The following is a 16,798-nucleotide window of genomic DNA, read 5'->3' on the forward strand; positions in this document are numbered from 1 at the left end:
CATGAGTCAAATAATCGACATTAAAGTCCCAGACATTGGCGACTATAAAGATGTGCCAGTCATCGAGGTCTTAGTCAAAGCAGGCGACAAGGTTGAAAAAGAACAATCAATTGTTGTTCTTGAGTCTGACAAAGCAACCATGGACGTTCCTTCATCACACTCCGGTGTTGTAAAGGAAGTCAAAGTGAAGATTGGTGACAATCTTTCTCAAGGCTCAATAGTGATCACCTTGGAAGAAGGTGCAGCTACTGCGGTTCCAGCAGCCCAGGCCAGTCCTGCAACGGTTCCAGCAGCGACATCCTCAAGTTCGGGCGGCGCTCTAATCGACATTAAAGTCCCAGACATTGGCGACTATAAAGATGTGCCAGTGATCGAGGTCTTAGTCAAAGCAGGCGACAAGGTTGAAAAAGAACAATCAATTGTTGTTCTTGAGTCTGACAAAGCAACCATGGACGTTCCTTCATCACACTCCGGGGTTGTAAAGGAAGTCAAAGTGAAGATTGGTGACAATCTTTCTGAAGGATCGCTTGTGCTGATTCTGGAAAGCGGATCTTCTGGGGCAGCAGCACCAGTAGTTGCGGCGGCACCAGTACCAGCAAGTAAGCCGGCTGCAGTGGAGCCTCCAATTGCACGTGCTCCAGCGCCTCCTCCAGTTATCAATACGGCCCCAGCAGTAGACCCAACACTGAGTCATGCAAGCCCATCAGTGCGTAAATTTGCGCGTGAACTCGGTGTCACGATCAACCAGGTTAAAGGATCTGGTCTGAAAGGTCGTATTACTCAGGAAGATGTACAAGCATTTGTTAAAGCGGCAATGAGTGGTGGTGCTGGTAGTCCAGCAGTAGCCTCAAGTGGCGGCAGCTTAGGTGGCCTCAACTTGATTCCTTGGCCAAAAGTTGATTTCACGAAGTTTGGTGAGATTGAGCGTCAGCCACTGAATCGTATTAAGAAAATGACTGCCGCCAATCTTGGCCGTAACTGGGTCATGATTCCAGCGGTGACGTATCACGAGGATGCAGATATCACTGACTTAGAGGCATTCCGCGTACAAACGAACAAAGACAATGAGAAGAAGGGCGTCAAGATTACGATGCTCGCATTCCTCATGAAGGCTGCGGTAGCTGCTTTGAAGAAGCACCCAGAGTTCAATAGCTCACTCGATGGCGATGATTTGATTCTCAAGAAATACTTCAATATCGGCTTTGCAGCTGATACGCCAACTGGTCTGGTAGTGCCAGTTATCAAAAATGTGGACAAGAAGGGCATCTTTGAAATCGCTCAGGAAACTTCTGAGTTGGCAGCTTTAGCTCGTGATGGCAAACTGAAGCCAGACCAAATGCAGGGCGCGAGTTTCACGATTTCATCTTTAGGCGGCATTGGTGGAACTTACTTCTCACCCATTGTGAATGCGCCAGAAGTTGCAATTTTAGGTGTGAGCAAAGCTGCTATGAAGCCAGTATGGGATGGTAAACAATTTGTGCCACGTCTGATCTGCCCATTGTCTCTCTCTGCAGATCACCGCGTGATTGATGGTGCCTTAGCTACGCGTTTCAATTTGTATATCGCGCAACTGTTAGCCGACTTCCGTCGCGCTACTCTGTAAAGGGGTTCTATGGCTAAGCAAATGATCCTCGTGCCAGATATTGGTGACTATTCCGATGTGCCGGTGATTGAAGTGCTGGTAAAGGTTGGTGATGTCGTTGAAAAAGAGCAGCCACTATTAGTGCTCGAATCAGATAAAGCAACCATGGAAGTGCCAGCAGATGCTGCCGGAAAGATTACTAGTATTGCTGTAAAGCTCGGCGATAAAGTGAGCAAGGGTTCTGTTATCGCTGAGATCGAGGCAAGCGCTGCTGCACCTGCTCCAGTAGCAATTACAGCGCCAGCAGTTCCAGCGGCAAAGGCTCCCACTCCCATTGCCGGTCAATACAGCGGCAAAGTGGATCACGAGTGCGAGCTATTGGTGCTTGGCGCTGGCCCTGGTGGCTATAGTGCCGCATTCCGCAGTGCGGATTTGAGTATGAATACTGTTCTCGTAGAGCGTTACGCAACTTTAGGTGGCGTCTGTCTTAACGTAGGCTGTATTCCCTCTAAAGCACTGCTGCATACCACCTCTGTAATGGATGAAGTCAAAACCATGTCTAAGCATGGCATTACTTTTGGTGCGCCAAAGATAGAGATCGATCAATTGCGCGGCTACAAAGATTCGGTGATTGCAAAATTGACTGGCGGTTTAGCTGGTATGGCAAAAGCGCGCAAAGTCAAAACAGTGCGTGGCCTAGGGCGCTTCTTAGATGCTAATCACGTTGAAGTTGAAATCACTAGTGGTGCTGGGCAAGATTTGACAGGCCAAAAAGAAGTAGTGCGTTTTCAGAAAGCGATCATTGCTGCTGGTAGTCAGCCTGTGAAATTACCTTTTTTACCTGAAGACCCACGTATCGTGGATAGTACTGGCGCCTTATTGCTTAAGAGTATTCCAAAACGAATGCTGGTGATTGGTGGCGGCATTATTGGTTTAGAGATGGCCACGGTTTACAGCACTCTTGGCTCACGCATTGATATTGCCGAGATGATGGATGGCCTCATGGCTGGTGCCGACCGTGATCTGGAAAAGGTCTGGGAGAAGTTCAATGCCGGACGTTTTGAAAAGGTCATGCTCAAGACGCGTGCTGCTAAAGCTGAAGTGAAGCCTGATGGCATTCAAGTGACCTTTGAAGGCGAGAATGCGCCTGCAGAACCGCAAACCTATGACTTAGTCTTGGTTGCGGTTGGCCGCACCCCAAATGGCAAGAAGATTGATGCAGGTAAAGCGGGTGTGCAAGTAGATGAGCGTGGCTTTATTCCCGTTGATAAGCAAATGCGCACCAATGTTCAAAATATCTTCGCCATTGGCGATATCGTTGGTCAGCCGATGTTGGCCCACAAAGCTGTGCATGAGGGCCATGTGGCTGCTGAGGCTGCATTCGGTGAAAAGTCTTACTTTGATGCGAAGCAAATCCCATCCGTTGCCTATACTGATCCAGAAGTGGCGTGGGCTGGCTTAACCGAAGAGCAGTGCAAAGCACAAGGTATCGCCTATGAAAAAGGCTTATTCCCCTGGGCTGCTAGTGGACGTGCTATTGCTAATGGGCGCGATGAAGGTTTCACAAAATTGATCTTTGACGCAAGCACTCATCGGATTATTGGAGGCGGTATTGTTGGTACACATGCTGGCGATTTAATTGGCGAGGTTTGCTTAGCGATTGAGATGGGTGCTGATGCTATCGATATGGGCAAGACCATTCATCCGCATCCAACCTTAGGCGAGTCTGTTGGTCTGGCTGCGGAAGCGGTACATGGCCATTGCACCGATCTGCCACCGGTCAAGAAGAAGTCTTAGGTAGATAACTGTCTTAGAAGCTAAAAATATAAAAGCCCCGAGTAATCGGGGCTTTTATATTCAAGAAACTCTTTATTTCTTCTTAGCCGCTTTACTGGCAGTTTCAGCGGTTTTCATTACCGTGTCAGTAGCGCTGTTCAGGTTTGTCTGCGCAACATTGACTGCGTGCTTCACAGCCTTTTGGCTAGATTCATAAACATTGTTAGCAGAAGCAATGGCTTGTTTCATTGCTTGAACAGCGGCGTCAGAACCAGCTGGGGCATTCTTAGTCCACTCTTCAACCAATGCATTGATCTTTTGTTGGCCTGCCTGAAATTCTTTTTCAGCAGATTTTGTAAAGTTGTTTTGAGTTTCATGAGCCAGGTCATATAAGTGACGGCTGTAAGCCATGATCTTTTCAGCCATTGGTTGAACCGCTTCTGCTTGATGGGCGAGGAGCTGTTGAATGTCTTTCACTTCCAAAGCTTTCTTAGCGCTGGTCATGCTGTCACTCAAACTTTGTTTGGCAATATGCATATTGAGCTCAACTAATTTTTCAATGCTTTGCAGCGCTTGATTCGTGAGGCTGCTTAACGTTTCTAAATTGGCCTTTTGTGCTGCAGCCAATTGCTCTGGTGTTAGATTCATCTCAATCCCTTTCGTGTAGATTCACGATTTGTTTTTACTCTTGCTGATGGCTCACTCTATTCCTTCTTGTGCCATTTTACAGCACTTATATTGCATCGCAGCATAAAGAATCATTTCAGTATGGATATTGAAGGGCAGGGAAGGAAGCCAAAAAAGCCTAAAATCAATGATTCAATCAAAAAGTGACCCATGAAGCTCAGGCTAGATAACGCAATTGCACCTATTTTTGTGCTGATTTGGAGTACTGGATTTGTCATTGCAAGACTTGCGATGCCTTATGTTGAGCCAGCAACGTTCTTGTTTTGGCGCTTTGCAGGTGTTTTGGCAGCCATGGCAGCCTTAAGTCTGATCTGGCGTATTACTTGGCCAAGTTGGTCGCAAATAAAGCATATTGCTATCGCTGGAATCTTGCTTCAATTTGGCTATCTATTGGGCGTGTGGTTTGCTGTCCGCTTAGGTATGACAGCCGGCTTGGTTGCGATCATCGTTGGTTTGCAGCCGATTTTGACTGCTTGGTTTGCGGCCTGGATCTCAGAGAAAGTTTCACCCCGTCAATGGATCGGCTTAGGGTTTGGTTTTGCTGGTGTTGCCTTGGTGGTAATGGAAAAAATTAGCTTTGCTCATATCCCATTTGCTAGCTACGTTTTAGCGTTCATTGCTTTGCTTTCCATTACCTTTGGAACGCTGTATCAGAAAAAATATTGCCCCGTATTTGACTTGCGAGCTGGCTCCTCGATTCAGTTCAGTGTTTCTGCGGTTCTTTGTTTCTTTTGCATGTATTTCTTTGAGACGGGTGTCATGGTCTGGAATGCATCTGTCATCGGGGCCTTGTTGTGGGCGATCTTTCCTCTATCCATTGGCTCAATTAGCTTATTATTTATGATGATTCGCAAGGGTGCTGCAACCAAGGTAACGAGTTTTCTTTACCTCACGCCTCCAACCACTGCGCTGCTAGCCTGGTTCTTTTTTGATGAGCCGTTTAACGCAATGATGGCCGTAGGGCTTGGTTTGACGATGACGGGGGTCGTTTTGGTAAATGCCCGCCAAGCCAACACGGTAGCGACCATTGCTGAGTAGGGTGCCAGCGAATGTCCAAGTTGGGGCCAATAAATCCATGTCGACTTGTGAAATTAATTATCATTCCGTATGTTGAAAGTTTTGGAAGGTATTTTGGGATGTATTTGAATCGATTTTGGCTCTTTGCCTTCATTGCGGTATTTGCCTGTGGCGCTCTGGTAAACACACCAGTAATTGCTGCCAGCAAGGATAAAGACAAGCAAGTCAAGACTAGTAAAGTAGTGATTAAAACTGCTCGATCACCCAAAAAGCCAAAAACAGTTCGAGTAACGGTGACTCGCTCATCTGAGCCCCTTGTTTCTTCTCATCCATCATTTGCGACAGCGCTTGGTCTCCGCGGCCAACATGACGAGCTGAGCTTGAAGTCGAGCGTAGCGATGGTGGTTAATCAAGATACCAAAGAAGTCTATTTTGAAAAAAATTCTTCTGTCAGTCTGCCAATCGCATCAATCACTAAGTTAATGACAGCTATGGTTGTTTTGGATTCCAGACTACCCCTGGATGAGACGATTGTGATCAATGCGGATGATGTCCGTATCTACCCAAATTCTCGTCTAGCTGGTGGCACAGCTATGACGCGTGAAGAAGCCCTGTTGCTAGCTTTAATGTCTTCTGAGAACCGCGCTGCATATACCTTGGGTAGAAATTATCCGGGCGGTATTTCTGCATTTGTGGATGCCATGAACCGTAAAGCCAGAGATTTGGGAATGGACCATTCGCATTTTGCTGATCCTACTGGCTTGATGAGTGAGAACGTGGCGTCTGCTGAAGATTTAACCCGCATGCTGAACGCTGCCTATCAGTACAAAATGATTCGTGAGTTTTCAACATGGCCCGATTTAACGATGGTGATTGCCAAGCGCCCACAGAAGTTCCTAAACACCAATCGTTTAGTACGATCAGGTGATATGAATATCGGCCTACAAAAGACGGGCTTTATTAATGCAGCAGGTAAGTGCTTGGTTATGCAAGCCAGGGTGAATAACACCCCTCTATTGTTAGTCTTCTTAGATTCTGTTGGTACGCAATCGCGTTTTGCTGATGCGGTACGAGTGCGCGATTGGTATGAGCGTATGCCTTCAGGCGCCCAACCCATTCGCCGCTTAATGTAATCTAGGCAGCTGAGCCAGGATCGCTGGATTTGGGTTTGTAGCCCATCCCTTTAGAAATCTGTAGGGCTGTATCCTGCAAGGCTTTTAACCAATCTGCTTGCATTCGGTCTGTCGGTGAGCTGAGTGATAAACCCGCAACCAATTTACCGGTGTCATCCAAAATTGCGGCGGCTAAGCAGCTCACACCCAACTCCAATTCTTCGTCATCGCGCGCATTGCCTTCTTTGCGAACTTGATTCAGAGCAGCTTCTAATTTGGCGAGGTCCGTAATGCTGTTGCGGGTGTGCCCTGATAAGCCGGTACGGGTGACATAAGCGCGCACTTGGCTAGGGTCATCACTGGATAAAAATAATTTACCTACTGAAGTAAGGTGTAGTGGTGCGCGACCACCAATGGCGCGAACCACTTGCATGCCAGAGCGTTCGCTATAGGCGCGATCGATGTACACAATCTCATCACCTTGGCGTACCGATAGATTAACGGTCTCACCAGTAAGCTTATGCAGTGTACGCATCGGAATTTGCGCAGCCTCACGAACAGAGAGCCGTGCTTTAACTAAGTTACCAAGCTCCAAAAGTTTTAAGCCAAGACGGTAGGTGCCGCCATCACCACGCTCTACTAAACGGCAGGCCACCATATCATTCAGAATACGGTGGGCAGTGGAGGGGTGTAGACCCGTTTGTTCGGCCAAATTCTTGAGGCTGCTTGATTCTTCTTGTTCTGCCAAGGCGTCAAGCAAATTCATCATGCGCTCAACCACCTGGATGGCTGTTTTACCAACTTCCCCAGTGCTTCTGGTGTTTTTGACGGTTTTGCTCGTGCTCATGGAGTTTATTGTAGCGATTTCAGATGCGATTGCATATTATGAAATCCTGCTGGAACGATTCCTGAGCGTCAATACTCAGTATTCAGAGGTGATTCTAGGATTGTCTGAGGGCCTTAGCGCACTCATTTACTAGATCTGGACCCCGGTAGATTAGGCCGGTATACAGCTGCACTAGGCTGGCGCCAGCCATGATTTTTTCTCTTGCATCGGCTCCTGACAAAATGCCGCCAACACCAATGATGGGAAGATTGTTCCCCAACCGTGCCTTCAGTGTTTTGATCACCTGATTTGATGCAGCGCGCACTGGAGCGCCAGATAATCCACCAGCTTCACCACCATGATTCATCCCTTGTACCGTATCACGACTAATAGTGGTGTTGGTAGCAATGATGGCATCGATACCAAACTCTATGAGTAGATCTGCAATCAAATGAAGGTCGGTGGCATCTAAGTCAGGTGCAATTTTTAAGAAGAGCGGTTTGCGAACGCCATAACGATCGCTTAAACGTTTTCTGGCTTCATCTAAGTCGCCTAATAATGAGCGCAACATTTCTTCTCCCTGGAGAGCCCGTAGGTTCTGGGTGTTAGGGGAAGAGATGTTGACGGTAATGTAAGAGGCGATTTCATAAACAGCCTCCATTGCCAGAATGTAATCACTGGCCGCATCTTCAATTGGCGTACTGGCATTCTTGCCAATATTCATACCCAAAACACCACCCTTTTGCCAAAACTGGGAGCGACGTACGCGCGCAACGCAAGCTTCAACACCATCATTATTAAAGCCCATGCGATTGATGATGGCCTGAGCCTCTGTGAGTCTAAACATGCGGGGCTTAGGATTGCCGGCTTGTGGGCGCGGGGTAACTGTGCCGATCTCTAAAAAACCAAATCCAAGGGCGGCAAGTGCATCGATATGCTTGCCGTCTTTATCTAATCCGGCAGCTAAACCGACTGGGTTTGGAAAAGTAATTCCACAAATCGTATGTGGGTCAAGCACCGGTTTAGTAAGGAAGCGTTCAAGAAGGCCCCAACGCTGAGCACGATCTAAATTACTGAGGGTGAGGTTGTGGGCTTGTTCGGGATCTAGGCAAAAGAGCCAGGGACGCAAAAGAGAATAGCGATCAATCATGGGTAGATATTATGACCCAGTCAACCCAGACAAAGGCTGCCAGTGATCATCAATCAAACCTTCCATAGGCTGATACTTGGCCTTATAGGACATTTTTTCACTCTCTTTAATGTAGTAGCCAAGATAGAGATAAGGAAGTCCGAGTGTTTTTGCCTGCTCAATTTGCCATAGGATGCTGTAACTGCCGTAGCTAGAGGCATGTACAGAGGTATCAAAGAAGGTATAAACCGAAGAAATGCCCTGATCCAAGATATCAATCATGCTAATCATGCGCAGGCGGCCAGGGTGGGGGTCATGTGGCCCATCGCGAAACTCCACAATGCGTGAGTTCACCCGGCTTTGCAACAAGAACTGCATGTATTGATCTTGGTCTTCGTTATCCATTTCTCCGCCAGCATGTCGTTGGTTTTGATACTGCTGGTACAGCTGGTAGTGCTCATCTTGATAGCCTAAGTTGAGAACGGATACTTCGAGGCCGAAGTGTTTTTTCCAGGAACGACGTTGACTGCGTGAAGGCATAAATTGATTCACTAAGATGCGGGTGGCGATACAAGCCCGGCATTCATCGCAATATGGGCGATAGGTGTAAAGACCGCTACGACGAAAGCCCGCATTCAAAAGCTCACTGTAAACATCCGCATGAATTAAATGAGACGGCGTAGCCACTTGGGAGCGCGCCATTCTGTTGGGTAAATAAGAGCAAGGATAGGGCGCCGTTGCATAAAACTGTAATGCGGTGAGCGGAAGTTCTTTGAGCTGGGTCATAGCCAGTGGGTCAAGATTGTTTTATCAAAAGTCCAAGATGATTCCATCTTAGTTTGATTTACAGATATTTGCAGTTGCTCTAAAAATTGTCCCCTAGCAATCGGGCTAGCACCCAGGGAATGCAGGTGTTCCGTCTCTTGCTGGCAATCAATCATGGCAATCCCGTTCTGAAGGCACCAGGCACTTAAGCTCGCTAGGGCAATCTTCGAGGCACCCGGTTTGCGGCTAAACATCGATTCCCCAAATACCATCCCGCCAAAGGATACGCAGTAAAGGCCGCCAATCATCTGACCCTGTTCAGTCACAGCGATGCTATGCGCATGACCTTGTTCATGAAGTGCAGTGTAAGCATCCATGATTTCATGGGTGATCCAAGTGCCATCTTGATCTTTTCGACTACTGGTAGCGCATGCACGAATCACTGCACCAAAATCTACATCTACCGCAATTCGTGAGTGAGCATCTTGGCAAAAAAAGCGAAGACTCTTTTTAAGGGAATCACTGCATTTAAATTGCGCAGGCTTGAGAACCATCCGGGGATCTGGTGACCACCACAAAACGGGTTGATTATCGGAGTACCAAGGAAAAATGCCTAACTGGTAAGCCTGGGATAATTGTCCGGGATATATCCGTTCACTGACGGCAATTAATCCAGGTACGCTGGGATCGGGATCCGGATGAATCAGCGGGTTTGGAAAGGAATCGTTTGGTCCAAGCCAAGCAATTTGACTCATGCCTTGACCCCTAACTCGACCCATAGCTTAGCCACTAAATTCTTTCAGAGGGCAAAACGTCGCGACTCCGTACATGAAATGCTTTGCCTTCTTCTAATAGGCCTGCAGCACGATCAGCAAAGAACCATTCCAGCGTTTGTTTAACCGTTGGAAAGGCTAATTCTGCCCAAGGAATCTCATGCTCATCAAAGAGAGCTACTTCAAGACTCTCCTCGCCGGCAGAAAATTCCGGTGAATCCATTCTTGCTAAATAAAACAGGTGTACTTGTTCTGCATGCGGAACATTGAGTAAGGAGTAGAGCGGTCCAATTTCTACATGAGCACCCGCCTCTTCATGTGTTTCTCGAGCAGCGCCATGACCAGTACTTTCACCTAATTCCATAAAACCCGCAGGCAAGGTCCAATAACCAAGACGTGGTTCGATGGCACGGCGACATAGAAGCACTTGCTTACCGTAGATCGGAATGCTACCCACTACATTGCGGGGATTTTGATAATGGATGCTTCCACATGCTTCACATACATGGCGTTCACGAGAATCATCGGCCGGAATCTTGATGGTCAGCAGCGTGGCGCAGTTAGGGCAATACTTCATACTGACTTTCTAGAAATGGGCTTTGATAGTGCCACGTAGGGCATTGCTAAGAATAATCTCATCTGCCATTGAAACATCATTAATAGTCAGGTTGGCTTCGCGGGCATTGAACATGGGATCGGCTAGTAGGCTTGCGCGCAGTACCCCTGGTAACAAGCCAGCTGAAACGGGGGGAGTAAGCCATTCAGAGCTACCTTGAGGTTTAACAAAAATGCTAGTTCTGCCTCCTTCAGTAACAAAGCCCTGCTCATTAGTAAAGAGGGCATCAAAACCCCCTAATTCGGTGGCGGTCTGCCAAGCAAGATTGTAGAGATGGCGGTTGCTCACCTTGTGACGCAATAAAGCATCGCCAGAAAACATTCGCATATCGCCAGAAAGAATATCTTTTGCCCAGAAAATTTTGACGGGTTCATGAAGACTTTCGAGAACTCCAATAGAGGCTGACAATTCACCGTTGGGAGCAAGATCAAGTCTTAGCCTAAAAGAAGTTGCGGGATTGAGTGATGAACATGTATTTGTAATCACTGCTGTTGCGGCAGATCTATGAAATGGAATGCCCAAGGCTAAAGCGGATGACTGCATGCGATCTAAATGAAGCTCAAGTTGTTGCGGATTTCCTTCGGCAATGGCAATCGTTTCGAATAATCCGGTAGCAGCGGAAAGATTCTTGAAGAAGGCGGATTTAATTTGGCACTCTTGCCATTCTTGTTTTGCATCAGAATCATTAGTAATGCCAGCACCGATTCCCAGGGTAAAAGTGGAGGCATGTGACTGAGTATCTTCTGTAATCTCAACCGTGCGGATGGGAACGCTAAAAGCAAAGTCTCCACTGGGGTCTAGCCAACCTAAGGCACCACAGTAATAGCCACGATCTTCAGGCTCTAACTCTTGAATAATTTCCATGCTGCGTTTTTTGGGCGCACCTGTTACTGAGCCACAAGGGAAGACAGCACTCAGAATATCAAAGAGAGCAGTATTTGGTTTGGCTTGGCTCTGAACAGTTGAAGTCATTTGCAATACATCACCATGTCTAGCAACTTCAAATAAATTAGGTACCGTGACCGTGCCAGGTAAAGAGACGCGGCCAAGATCATTACGCAAGAGATCCACAATCATGACATTCTCGGCTTGATTCTTCGGATCGTCTGATAAAGCGCTTGCTACTTCAGATAATGCGCTGGCAGTGCCTTTCATCGGCATTGCTTTTAAGGTATCACCTTCGCGGGAAATAAAGAGCTCGGGAGATTGAGAAAGTAAGTAGCTGCCAGAGTGTGCGATATATGCCCCAAACCTACCGGGCTGACGCTCACGTAGGCGACTATATAAAGCCAGTGGTGAACCATATGTCTTGCCAGAAATTCGGTAGGTATGATTGATTTGATAGCTATCGCCACTGCGAATGTATTCCTGAATGCTAGCAATATCAGATGAAAACTGCACTTCATTTAATGACTCACGAATATCGAGCACACCAGCAGTCTTCTGGCGACCCTCGAGCATCGCAATCTGCTTAGCGATGAAGGTATCCACTTCAGTCTTGGATAGCTTGTCATAGCCTTTAAATGACCAAGCCTCGATCAGCGGGTGTGAACTTGGGCTAGCCTCTGATCTTTGTGGAAGCTGATGAATTTGTCTGCCAAACTCATACGCAAATGCAGCAACTACAAACTCGCCTCTAGCAAGCGAAGCAGTAATCTGGGTTAAACAGGCCTGAGTCGCAGCTAGATCCTGAGCATTGTCACCACTTGTAAGCACTCGCCAATACTGCAGTGGGTTTTCATAATGACGACTAGATGGCTTAGCTGCTGTACTTTGCGCATCATCGAGCAAAATCATCGCAGCTAACCTAATGTCTTCTAGTTATTTCAGAAGGGTGGCAGATTCAATAGTGACAGTCTTGGATGGCACATCAGCCATTCTGCCCATTCGTGGGGCTGGTGCCACCATGGTAGGTAGCTTGCGAATGGCATCGATGGTTTGCATCCCAGAAATCACCTTCCCAAATACGGTATAGCCATTGCCCATTGCATTCGGGTAGTCCAATGCCGCATTATTGTTAACGTTAATAAAAAATTGGGAGGTCGCAGAATCAGGGTCAGCAGTACGAGCCATTGCAATGGTGTATGTATTGTTCTTGAGGCCATTGTTTGCTTCTGATGCAACCGGTGCATCAGTCGACTTTTGCATCAGATCAGGAGTAAAGCCGCCACCTTGAATCATGAAGCCATCAATGACGCGATGAAAGATGGTGCCATTGTAAAAACCACTTTTGACATAATTTAAAAAGTTAGCGGTAGTCTTTGGGGCTTTCACATCATCGAGCTCTACTACAAAGTTGCCCATGGTGGTTTTGAATTCAACCTTAGTGCCAGCAATAGCAGCTTGGCTAGCAAAGCAGGCGGCAATCAGAATGAGGCTGGTAAAAAGCTTACGCATAAGGACTCCTTGGGTGAGATAGATACAACAGATTGTATTGCGCAACCGCATTAAGTCAGTCCGTTTGGGACATTGCCAGCATAGGCATAGGAGGCTTCCTCGAACATGCCTGGCCGATTGAGGTAGTCCAGCGCCCAATCAATGGTATCGACGCCCCAAAAACAATGTTGCTTCAGTATCAGGGCCGGCAATCCAAAGGCGCCATCTGCTTTAGCCTGATCGGTATTGGCAATGAGCCTAGATTTTACTTCGGGGCTTTCTGGTTTTGCAGTATCTGCTGGCAAACCTAAATAAGTACAAAACTCGGACCAAGAAAGATTGGGATCTTTACCTTCCATCCACACATAATCAAAGGCGCGTTCAAGCATGGCCCAATCTGCATTCTCTTGTACAAGAAGACGCTGAGCTGCAACTGTCATAAACGGGTGGTGTTCAGGAAAGCGAAATGGGATGCCTAACTTTTCAGCTTGCCAGACACAAAATTGATATGTATGCGGACGCTTGGCGGTGATTTCACCAGGACCTTTATTGTCAGTGGCCCTTAACAGGCCGCCTAAGAGAATTGGGACGGGTGTGATGTTGAGTTTGTCTTCTAAACGCTGCCTTTGCTTAATATACAAATAAGCAAAAGGTGAAATGATGTCGTAGTAGAGGGTGGCTGCTGTTTTCTCACTCATAGAGTCTGCCCTATTTCCCTTTGTACTCAGCATCCAGTTTTCGTAAGAAAGCCAGTTTTTCTTTAATCTGACTCTCCAGACCACGCTCCACAGGTTCATACCATTGTGTTTCTGGCATTCCTTCGGGCAAATAGGATTCACCAGCGGCATAGCCATGCGGTTCATCGTGTGCGTAGCGATATTCTTTGCCGTGTCCAAGCTCTTTCATGAGTTTAGTTGGCGCATTGCGCAAATGATTGGGCACCGGCTTAGATTGATCTTGGGCAACATAGGCTCGCGCAGCATTAAATGCCTTGTAACTAGCATTACTTTTTGAGGCTACCGCCAAATACACTACCGCTTGACCTAAAGCCAGCTCACCTTCGGGCGATCCTAATCTTTCAAATGTTTGGGCGGCATCGTTTGCTAATTGCATCGCTCTGGGATCGGCTAATCCAATATCTTCCCATGCCATGCGAATAATGCGGCGCGCTAAGTAACGCGGATCTGCGCCACCATCGAGCATGCGACAAAACCAATAGAGTGCTGCATCAGGGTTGGATCCCCGCACTGATTTATGGAGCGCAGAAATCTGGTCATAAAACTGATCGCCACCTTTATCAAAGCGACGTGCCTGGACAGTAAGCGCATTTTCAATAAAGGCTTGGTCAACAACATCAACAAGAGCGTTAGGTGTCAAAACGGCATTACGAACTTGCTCTACTAGATTGAAGAGTCTTCTAGCATCGCCATCAGCATTAGAGATCAGAGTATCTATTGCGCTATCGTCAAATTTGACATTGGGCATAGCATGCTGATGTGCGCGAATAAATAGCTTCTTCAGTTCATCTGCAGTTAATGATTTAAGTACATACACTTGTGCACGAGATAAAAGTGCTGAGTTCACTTCAAAAGAAGGATTCTCAGTAGTGGCGCCAATAAAGGTAAAGAGGCCTGATTCAACATGAGGTAAAAGGGCATCTTGCTGACTCTTGTTGAAGCGATGAATCTCATCAACAAACAAAATTGTTTGCTTGTCATATTGCGCCATGTTTTGTTGCGCTTGTTCAATGGCTTCGCGAATCTCTTTGACGCCAGCTAAGACTGCAGAGATGGCAATAAATTCGCGCTCAAAGGCTTTTGCTGAGAGGCGTGCCAGCGTTGTCTTGCCTACGCCTGGAGGCCCCCACAAAATCATTGAGTGGGGCTTGCCTGAGGCAAACGCTAGATTAAGTGGCTTGCCGGCCGCCAATAAATGGGTTTGCCCAATCACTTCTTCAATGTTTTTCGGACGCAAAGCTTCCGCTAGTGGCGGCGGAGGGGTGCTCTCGAAAAGACCGCTCATTGAACAGTCATGCTTGAATAAAGAGAATGACGATGGCTGCCCAGCTTAAGCAAGCCGCGGCAACATAAGTCAGGCGATTGCGGATCGTCATAAAGGTGCTGCGTGCTGCTTCATCAGAAAAATAATATTGATAGGTGCTCTGATCAATATTGCGCTGAATGATTAAAGTGGATGCCAAAATCAACAGCCCCACCGGAATATAAATATGCAAGGCAACCCAGGCAACTAGTGCGGGAATCACACCCCAAATCCAAGCATTGCGGTCAACCCAACGATCACCAATAGGTGCTTTGCCTAAGTGATGCAAGTTAGCGCCCCAATGTAAAGCACCCATAAAGGAAGTAATCACTGCCCCATAGCCCGCAAGAGACTCTGCACTTAAATAGTTCAGAGGCGTTGGCGCGAGCTGCACCATTAAAGCGAGGCCAATAAAAGGAATGAGACCAGCGTAAGCCAGTTTACTAACTAGGGGTGGAATAGGATTCACGAGCACTTCAGTTTTAGTTGAGGTTAATTGGATTGGGAAATTATTTGTCGTAGGTATAAATGCCGCGACCGGTTTTGCGACCTAGATAACCGGCTGCAACCATTTCACGAAGGAGTGGGCAAGGGCGGTACTTGGAGTCGCTGAAGTTTTCAAAATAAACCTCCATCACCGCTAAACAAGTATCTAAACCAATGAGGTCTGCCAAGGCTAAGGGGCCGATAGGTTGATTACAGCCCAACTTCATACCGGCATCGATATCTTCTGGACTAGCAAGTCCTTCTGACAGCACGAAGAATGCTTCGTTAATCATGGGTAACAAAATGCGATTCACCACAAACCCTGGTGAATTCTTCACGGTGATGGGTTCTTTGCCAATTTGTTTAGCCATCTCAATAATGGCGGCATGCGTTGTGTCGCTCGTCTGCAGGCCACGAATCACTTCTACTAAAGCCATGAGAGGTGGCGGGTTGAAAAAGTGCATGCCAATGAAGCGCGCTGGATTTGAGTCAAGTGCAGCAAGCTTGGTAATCGATAAGGAGGAGGTATTGGTGGCAATGATGGTGTCTTTGCCAACAATCTCATCTACTTGCTTGAGAATCTTTTCTTTAATTGCTTGATTTTCAGTAGCAGCTTCAATGACTAAGCCTAAGCCCTTGAAATCTGCATAAGAGGTACTGCCTTTAATTCGCTTGAGTGCCGCTTCTTTTGCATCGGCAGTGAGTGTTTCTTTCTTAACGAGGCGATCTAAGCTTTTACTAATTTGATCCAGCCCGCGTTGTACGGCTGCTTCATTAATATCAACCATGACGACATCGAGACCGGCAACCGCACAAACCTGTGCAATACCATTACCCATTGTGCCCGCACCGACCACGCCAACTGATTGAATCTTCATTTCATTTCCTCTTTTGATACTGGGTTGAACCAAATAATTGCTCTCTAGCCTTATTGTCTGTCAAGGGCTTGCGTAATGCGGTTAATACTTCGCAACCACGCTTGACTGCTGGACGTTCACTAAGCTTTTCAAACCAATGCTTGAAATGAGGAAAGTCATTAATCTCAATACCTTGATTTTTCCAATTTCGCGTCCAAGGGTAAATCGCCATATCCGCAATCGAGTAGGTTTTACCTGCTATATAAGGATTATCTTTCAGTTGCGCATCCAGAACTCCATATAAACGCTTTGCTTCATTGGTGTAGCGATGAATGGCGTAGTCAATTTTCTCGGGGGCGTACAGTCGAAAATGGTGGTTTTGCCCAAGCATAGGTCCTAAACCACCCATTTGGAACATGAGCCATTGCAAAACCTCATACTTAGCGCGAGTTGTTTTAGGAAGAAACTTGCCGGTCTTGCTGGCGAGGTAGAGCAAGATGGCGCCGGATTCAAAAATACTGATTGGCTTTCCATCGGGCCCATGGGGGTCTACTAATGCCGGAATCTTATTATTCGGACTAATCTTTAAAAAGTCCTTGGCAAACTGATCACCAGCGCCAATATCAATGGGGTGGGCAACCCAACCCTTACCTAAGCGATAGCCACATTCCTCCAGCATGATGTGGACCTTGTGGCCATTCGGCGTTGGCCAGCTATAAACATCAATGACGTTTTTGGATTGCTTATTTGCCATGG

At 47.1% G+C, this 16,798-nt stretch carries 17 protein-coding genes; 4 read left to right on the plus strand and 13 right to left on the minus strand.

From position 1 onward, the window contains the following. Position 1 precedes the first annotated feature (1 nt). Positions 2-1,603, plus strand: a complete 1,602-nt coding sequence (gene aceF / locus C2740_RS03505; protein WP_215294025.1) for a dihydrolipoyllysine-residue acetyltransferase — start codon at positions 2-4, stop codon at positions 1,601-1,603. 9 nt (positions 1,604-1,612) lie between these two features. After that, complete coding sequence (gene lpdA / locus C2740_RS03510) at positions 1,613-3,379, plus strand: dihydrolipoyl dehydrogenase (RefSeq protein WP_215294026.1); 1,767 nt, start codon at positions 1,613-1,615, stop codon at positions 3,377-3,379. Between the two features lie 72 nt (positions 3,380-3,451). Here lpdA and C2740_RS03515 read toward each other — a convergent pair whose 3' ends face one another. Further along, positions 3,452-4,006 carry a phasin family protein gene (locus C2740_RS03515; protein WP_215294027.1) on the minus strand — a complete coding sequence of 185 codons (555 nt, stop codon included), beginning with the start codon at positions 4,004-4,006 and terminating at the stop codon, positions 3,452-3,454. Between the two features lie 189 nt (positions 4,007-4,195). Between C2740_RS03515 and C2740_RS03520 the strand changes: the two genes are divergently transcribed. Together C2740_RS03520 and C2740_RS03525 are read left to right on the plus strand one after the other, a co-directional pair. After that, complete coding sequence (locus C2740_RS03520) at positions 4,196-5,083, plus strand: DMT family transporter (RefSeq protein ID WP_215294028.1); 888 nt, start codon at positions 4,196-4,198, stop codon at positions 5,081-5,083. A 47-nt stretch (positions 5,084-5,130) separates the two neighbouring features. Then, positions 5,131-6,195, plus strand: a complete 1,065-nt coding sequence (locus C2740_RS03525) for a serine hydrolase (RefSeq protein ID WP_251369690.1) — start codon at positions 5,131-5,133, stop codon at positions 6,193-6,195. A gap of 1 nt (position 6,196) precedes the next feature. Here C2740_RS03525 and C2740_RS03530 read toward each other — a convergent pair whose 3' ends face one another. The 12 genes from C2740_RS03530 to C2740_RS03585 form a co-directional block, all read right to left on the minus strand. Beyond that, entirely contained in the window at positions 6,197-7,021 is an 825-nt protein-coding gene (locus tag C2740_RS03530; RefSeq protein WP_215294029.1) for an IclR family transcriptional regulator, read from the minus strand. 94 nt (positions 7,022-7,115) lie between these two features. Continuing rightward, positions 7,116-8,150 (minus strand): quinone-dependent dihydroorotate dehydrogenase, encoded by a 1,035-nt coding sequence (locus C2740_RS03535; RefSeq protein WP_215294030.1) that lies wholly within the window; start codon positions 8,148-8,150, stop codon positions 7,116-7,118. A 9-nt stretch (positions 8,151-8,159) separates the two neighbouring features. Next, positions 8,160-8,915: an arginyltransferase gene (locus C2740_RS03540; RefSeq protein WP_215294031.1), complete on the minus strand. Its 756-nt coding sequence runs from the start codon at positions 8,913-8,915 to the stop codon at positions 8,160-8,162. After that, positions 8,912-9,649 carry a leucyl/phenylalanyl-tRNA--protein transferase gene (aat, locus tag C2740_RS03545; RefSeq protein WP_215294032.1) on the minus strand — a complete coding sequence of 246 codons (738 nt, stop codon included), beginning with the start codon at positions 9,647-9,649 and terminating at the stop codon, positions 8,912-8,914. The genes C2740_RS03540 and aat overlap by 4 nt, the downstream gene beginning before the upstream one ends. A gap of 34 nt (positions 9,650-9,683) precedes the next feature. Next, positions 9,684-10,244 (minus strand): NUDIX hydrolase, encoded by a 561-nt coding sequence (locus C2740_RS03550; protein WP_215294033.1) that lies wholly within the window; start codon positions 10,242-10,244, stop codon positions 9,684-9,686. Between the two features lie 9 nt (positions 10,245-10,253). Then, positions 10,254-12,080, minus strand: a complete 1,827-nt coding sequence (locus C2740_RS03555; protein ID WP_215294034.1) for a bifunctional chorismate-binding protein/class IV aminotransferase — start codon at positions 12,078-12,080, stop codon at positions 10,254-10,256. Positions 12,081-12,104: 24 nt separating this feature from the next. Beyond that, positions 12,105-12,680, minus strand: a complete 576-nt coding sequence (locus tag C2740_RS03560; protein ID WP_215294035.1) for a peptidylprolyl isomerase — start codon at positions 12,678-12,680, stop codon at positions 12,105-12,107. A gap of 50 nt (positions 12,681-12,730) precedes the next feature. Continuing rightward, a complete protein-coding gene (locus tag C2740_RS03565) occupies positions 12,731-13,357 on the minus strand; it encodes a 2-hydroxychromene-2-carboxylate isomerase (RefSeq protein ID WP_215294036.1) in 627 nt (208 codons plus the stop codon). Between the two features lie 10 nt (positions 13,358-13,367). Beyond that, positions 13,368-14,681 (minus strand): replication-associated recombination protein A, encoded by a 1,314-nt coding sequence (locus tag C2740_RS03570; protein WP_215294037.1) that lies wholly within the window; start codon positions 14,679-14,681, stop codon positions 13,368-13,370. A 7-nt stretch (positions 14,682-14,688) separates the two neighbouring features. Further along, positions 14,689-15,168, minus strand: coding sequence for a DUF3429 domain-containing protein (locus tag C2740_RS03575; RefSeq protein ID WP_251369691.1), 480 nt, complete (start codon positions 15,166-15,168; stop codon positions 14,689-14,691). A gap of 40 nt (positions 15,169-15,208) precedes the next feature. Beyond that, positions 15,209-16,063 carry a 3-hydroxybutyryl-CoA dehydrogenase gene (locus C2740_RS03580; RefSeq protein ID WP_215294038.1) on the minus strand — a complete coding sequence of 285 codons (855 nt, stop codon included), beginning with the start codon at positions 16,061-16,063 and terminating at the stop codon, positions 15,209-15,211. 1 nt (position 16,064) lies between these two features. Then, positions 16,065-16,796 carry a glutathione binding-like protein gene (locus tag C2740_RS03585; RefSeq protein ID WP_215294039.1) on the minus strand — a complete coding sequence of 244 codons (732 nt, stop codon included), beginning with the start codon at positions 16,794-16,796 and terminating at the stop codon, positions 16,065-16,067. Positions 16,797-16,798 lie beyond the last annotated feature (2 nt).

Origin of the sequence: Polynucleobacter sp. MG-5-Ahmo-C2 (assembly GCF_018687735.1) — a bacterium.
Taxonomy (GTDB): domain Bacteria; phylum Pseudomonadota; class Gammaproteobacteria; order Burkholderiales; family Burkholderiaceae; genus Polynucleobacter.

What these genes read in the sequence shown, in the direction of transcription:
- aceF (WP_215294025.1), top strand. Translation starts at nt 2, where the DNA reads ATGAGTCAAATAATCGACATTAAAGTCCCAGACATTGGCGACTATAAA.
- lpdA (WP_215294026.1), top strand. Translation starts at nt 1,613, where the DNA reads ATGGCTAAGCAAATGATCCTCGTGCCAGATATTGGTGACTATTCCGAT.
- C2740_RS03515 (WP_215294027.1), bottom strand. Translation starts at nt 4,006, where the DNA reads ATGAATCTAACACCAGAGCAATTGGCTGCAGCACAAAAGGCCAATTTA.
- C2740_RS03520 (WP_215294028.1), top strand. Translation starts at nt 4,196, where the DNA reads ATGAAGCTCAGGCTAGATAACGCAATTGCACCTATTTTTGTGCTGATT.
- C2740_RS03530 (WP_215294029.1), bottom strand. Translation starts at nt 7,021, where the DNA reads ATGAGCACGAGCAAAACCGTCAAAAACACCAGAAGCACTGGGGAAGTT.
- C2740_RS03535 (WP_215294030.1), bottom strand. Translation starts at nt 8,150, where the DNA reads ATGATTGATCGCTATTCTCTTTTGCGTCCCTGGCTCTTTTGCCTAGAT.
- C2740_RS03540 (WP_215294031.1), bottom strand. Translation starts at nt 8,915, where the DNA reads ATGACCCAGCTCAAAGAACTTCCGCTCACCGCATTACAGTTTTATGCA.
- aat (WP_215294032.1), bottom strand. Translation starts at nt 9,649, where the DNA reads ATGAGTCAAATTGCTTGGCTTGGACCAAACGATTCCTTTCCAAACCCG.
- C2740_RS03550 (WP_215294033.1), bottom strand. Translation starts at nt 10,244, where the DNA reads ATGAAGTATTGCCCTAACTGCGCCACGCTGCTGACCATCAAGATTCCG.
- C2740_RS03555 (WP_215294034.1), bottom strand. Translation starts at nt 12,080, where the DNA reads ATGATTTTGCTCGATGATGCGCAAAGTACAGCAGCTAAGCCATCTAGT.
- C2740_RS03560 (WP_215294035.1), bottom strand. Translation starts at nt 12,680, where the DNA reads ATGCGTAAGCTTTTTACCAGCCTCATTCTGATTGCCGCCTGCTTTGCT.
- C2740_RS03565 (WP_215294036.1), bottom strand. Translation starts at nt 13,357, where the DNA reads ATGAGTGAGAAAACAGCAGCCACCCTCTACTACGACATCATTTCACCT.
- C2740_RS03570 (WP_215294037.1), bottom strand. Translation starts at nt 14,681, where the DNA reads ATGAGCGGTCTTTTCGAGAGCACCCCTCCGCCGCCACTAGCGGAAGCT.
- C2740_RS03580 (WP_215294038.1), bottom strand. Translation starts at nt 16,063, where the DNA reads ATGAAGATTCAATCAGTTGGCGTGGTCGGTGCGGGCACAATGGGTAAT.
- C2740_RS03585 (WP_215294039.1), bottom strand. Translation starts at nt 16,796, where the DNA reads ATGGCAAATAAGCAATCCAAAAACGTCATTGATGTTTATAGCTGGCCA.